The organism is Novosphingobium sp. UBA1939 (genome assembly GCF_002336885.1).
Lineage (GTDB): Bacteria > Pseudomonadota > Alphaproteobacteria > Sphingomonadales > Sphingomonadaceae > Novosphingobium.
This window is the reverse complement of the sequence record NZ_DDFB01000163.1, coordinates 1-3,856: the sequence shown is the minus strand read 5'-3', so window position 1 is coordinate 3,856 and position 3,856 is coordinate 1. Positions and strand designations below refer to the sequence as shown.

The window sequence follows — 3,856 nt, the reverse complement described above, 5'->3', positions numbered from 1 at the left end:
GGGCGCTGACCGAACTGATGCTGGGCCGCGCGGGCGAACCGCGCGTGTGGTTCGACTGACACTTCCGACAGAAAGGCCGTTCATGTCCTTCTTTCAATCGCTTGCGGCCGCCTTCAAGGGCGAGCCGGTGACCCCGCGCGCGCCCTTGGGGCGCAGCTTCGTTTCGCCCTGGGTCGAGGCGTTCGATGGGCGCGGTGGCACCGGCACCCCCAGCGCGCGGACGCCGATCCACTATCCGACCGCGATCCGCGAAGCCTATCTGCGCAACCCCGTGGCGCAGCGCGCGGTGCGGCTGGTGGCCGAAGGGGTGGGCAGCGCCCCGGTGCGCGCCTCACACCCCGAACTGGCCGTGCTGATCGCGGCGACGAGCGCGGGGCAGGCGCTGCTGGAAACGCTGGCCAGCCAGTTGCTGCTGCACGGCAACGGCTATGTGCAGGTGCTGCGCGACGCGGAAGGCCGCCCCGCCGAACTCTTCGCGCTGCGCCCGGAGCGGGTGACGATCGTGCCCGACGCGACGGGCTGGCCGGCGGCGTTCCTCTACAAGGTGGGCGAACGATCGCTGACGATCGACGCCGTGGACGACCTGGGCCTGCCCAACCTGATCCATATCCGCAGCTACCATCCCGGCGACGATCACTATGGCGCCGGCTGCCTGGAAGCGGCGGACGAGGCCGTGGCGCTGCACAACGCGGCGGCGCGGTGGAACCGGGCGCTGCTGGAAAACGCGGCGCGGCCATCGGGCGCGCTGGTCTATGATCCGGGCGAGCCGGGCGCGGCGCTTTCGGCCGACCAGTTCGAGCGCATCCGCGCCGAGCTGGCGAGCGCCTTTTCCGGGCAGGCCAACGCCGGGCGGCCGATGCTGCTGGAAGGCGGCCTGAAATGGCAAGCGATGGCGCTGACCCCGGCGGACATGGACTTCGCCACGCTGAAGGCCGCCGCCGCGCGCGACATCGCGCTGGCCTTCGGCGTGCCGCCAATGCTGATCGGCCTGCCGGGCGACAGCACCTATGCCAACTACCGCGAGGCCAACCGTGCGCTGTGGCGGCTGACGCTGCTGCCGCTGGCCGCCAAGATCCTCGACGCGCTGGGCGAAGGGCTGGCGCCGTGGTTCGCGGATGCCAGCCTTGCGGTCGACGCGGACGGGATTCCGGCGCTGGCCGAGGATCGCGAGCGGTTGTGGTCGCAAGTGAATGCCGCCGATTTCCTCTCCGCCGACGAAAAGCGCGCGTTGCTGGGCATCGCACCGGTGCAGCCGTGATGCGCGAGGAGATGCTGGCGCGGCTGATCGCGCAGGCGGAAGCGGAGGGATCGGACCTGGTGACGCTGCGCGCGGTGGTGGAGGAAGCCTGCGATCTGGGCGCGGCGCGCGTGCTGGAGCGGATGGGCCTTGCCGACGAGACCGCCCACGCCGACCTGATCGAGCTGCGGCAACTGCTGCAAGCCTGGCGCGATGCCAAGACGAGCGCGTGGCAGGCCGTGGTGGACTGGGCCGTCCGCGCCGTGCTGGCGCTGCTGCTGGTGGGGATCGTGGTGCGGCTGGGCCTGTGGGACATGATCCGGTGAGCGCCGCGCAAGCGCCGCTGCGCTTTGCCGGCTATGCCGCGATCTTCGACCGGCGCGACAGCGGCGGCGACGTGATCCGGCAAGGCGCCTTCGCTCGCAGCCTGACGCAACGCGCCGAGCGTGGCGAGCGGCTGCCGGTGTACTGGCAGCACCGGCCGGACCGCCGCATCGGCTGGATCGATGCCGCGATCGAGGACGAGCGCGGGTTGCGCGTGACCGGCACGATCGACGCGGCGGCCGGGTTGCCGGCGCGGGCGCTCGCCACCCGCGCCGTGAACGGCCTGTCGTTCGGCTACCGCGTGACGGCAGGCCATGCCACGCCGGACGGGCGCGAGCTGCACGCGGTGGACATCCTGGAAGTCAGCCTCGTCTCCCACCCGATGCAGCCATCGGCGCGCGTGCATCTGGCGGGCTGAGCCACCCGCTTCCCTCCCTCACCCCGTTTCTCCGGGCCGTCTCGTCGGGCGGCCTTTTCTTGTCGAAAGGACGTTCGACCCCATGAACAGCGAAACCCCCGCCCCCATCGAAACCAAGAACGACGCCTTCGATGCCTCGTTCGACATCGTCGCCCGCCAGGACGCCCAGGACGAGGCGCTCGCCACCATCCGCACCGACATCGAGGACGTGAAGGGCCGGCTCGACAAAGTCGGCCGCGCCGCGATCCGCCCTCTGCTGGCCGGCGGCGCACCCACCGGCGCCGAGATGAAGGGCTTCGTCGACGGCTACCTGCGCCATGGCCGCGAAAGCGAACTCAAATCCCTGTCGCAGGGCGTGGCGGCCGATGGCGGCTATGCCGTGCCGCGCGAGATCGACGAGGTGCTGGCGAAGCGGCTCGCCGAAATCAGCCCGATCCGGTCGATCGCGTCGGTCGTGCGCACCGGCACCAGTGGGTTCCGCCGGCTGATCTCGATCGGCGGCACGGCATCGGGCTGGGTTTCCGAAACCGCCGCGCGGCCCGAGACCGCCAGCCCCAAGCTGGCCGAGATCGCGCCGCCATGGGGCGAACTCTATGCCAACCCGTCCGCCACGCAGGCCATGCTCGATGACGCCGCGTTCGACGTGGCGGAGTGGCTGGCCGGCGAGATCGCGACCGAGTTCGCGCGGGCCGAAGGCGCGGCCTTCATCAACGGCAGCGGCACCAGCCAGCCCAAGGGCTTCCTGACCGGCGCGACGAGCACCGCGGGCGATACCGCGCGGACCTTCGGCACACTCCAGCACATCGGCTCGGGCGCGGCGGCGGGCTTCGACACCAGCCCCGAAGCCAAGCTGATCGACATGATCTTCGCGCTGAAGGCCCCGCTGCGGCAGGGTTCGGTCTGGGTGATGAATTCGACCACGATGGCCACGGTGCGCAAGTTCAAGAGCGCCGACGGCGCGTTCCTGTGGCAGCCGGGCATCGCCGAAGGGCAGCCCAACCGCCTGCTGGGCTATCCGGTGATCGAGGCGGAAGACATGCCCGACGTGGCCGCCGGCGCGCTGCCGATCGCCTTCGGCAACTTCCAGGCGGGCTACCTGATCGCCGAACGCCGCGAGACCACGATCCTGCGCGATCCCTACAGCAACAAGCCCTACGTCCAGTTCTACGCCACCAAGCGCGTGGGCGGGCAGCTGCTCGACAGCGACGCGATCAAGCTGCTGAAGATCACCGCCTGATCGCGGGCACCCACATGGCTTCCGGCGCGTTTCCCCTCCCCTGGCGCGCCGGCACTGGCGCCCGCGATCGGTCCCCCCTGCCGATCGCGGGCGTCCCTTCCGCCCTTCCCGACGACCATTTCCGGAGATTGCCATGATGCGGGCCATCGTCACGCCGCCCGTGCTTTCGCCGGCGGCGCTTTCCGAACTGAAGGCGTGGCTGGGCATTGCCACCGGCACCGACGACGCGGAACTGACCGCTCTTTTGATGACCGCGCTGGAATTGTGCGAAGGCTTCACCGGCACGATGCCGCTGACGGCGACCTGCGAAGACACGATCCCCGCCTGTGGCGCGTGGCAGGTGCTGTCCGCCCGCCCCGTTCAGGCCATCACCGGCGTGTGGATGCTGGCGGTGGACGGAACCCGCACCGCGCTGGCGGCCGAGGCCTATGCCATCGACATCGATGCGGACGGCACCGGTACGGTGCGCCTGCGCGCGCCCGGCGATCCGGCGCGGGCGGTGGTGCGCTATACCGCCGGGTTGGCCGCCGACTGGACCGCGCTGCCCGACGCGCTGCGCCATGGCGTGATCCGGCTGGCGGCCTATCATCACCGCGCGCGCGACGATGCGGAGGACGGCAAAGCCCCGTCCGCCGCTCCG

5 protein-coding genes are annotated in these 3,856 nt (G+C 71.0%); all 5 read left to right on the top strand.

Features of this window, described 5'->3' with window-relative positions:
* The first annotated feature begins 82 nt into the window (after positions 1-82).
* Complete coding sequence (locus tag B3547_RS21590; RefSeq protein WP_292966947.1) at positions 83-1,258, top strand: phage portal protein; 1,176 nt, start codon at positions 83-85, stop codon at positions 1,256-1,258.
* Complete coding sequence (locus tag B3547_RS21585) at positions 1,255-1,563, top strand: DUF6127 family protein (protein ID WP_136955739.1); 309 nt, start codon at positions 1,255-1,257, stop codon at positions 1,561-1,563. The genes B3547_RS21590 and B3547_RS21585 overlap by 4 nt, the downstream gene beginning before the upstream one ends.
* Complete coding sequence (locus B3547_RS21580; protein WP_292966941.1) at positions 1,560-1,979, top strand: HK97 family phage prohead protease; 420 nt, start codon at positions 1,560-1,562, stop codon at positions 1,977-1,979. The genes B3547_RS21585 and B3547_RS21580 overlap by 4 nt, the downstream gene beginning before the upstream one ends.
* 82 nt (positions 1,980-2,061) lie before the next feature.
* Positions 2,062-3,216 carry a phage major capsid protein gene (locus B3547_RS21575; RefSeq protein ID WP_292966938.1) on the top strand — a complete coding sequence of 385 codons (1,155 nt, stop codon included), beginning with the start codon at positions 2,062-2,064 and terminating at the stop codon, positions 3,214-3,216.
* A 133-nt stretch (positions 3,217-3,349) separates the two neighbouring features.
* Positions 3,350-3,856 (top strand): head-tail connector protein (locus B3547_RS21570; protein ID WP_292966935.1); only part of this gene is annotated, 507 nt, incomplete at its 3' end.

What these genes read in the sequence shown, in the direction of transcription:
- B3547_RS21590 (WP_292966947.1), top strand. Translation starts at nt 83, where the DNA reads ATGTCCTTCTTTCAATCGCTTGCGGCCGCCTTCAAGGGCGAGCCGGTG.
- B3547_RS21575 (WP_292966938.1), top strand. Translation starts at nt 2,062, where the DNA reads ATGAACAGCGAAACCCCCGCCCCCATCGAAACCAAGAACGACGCCTTC.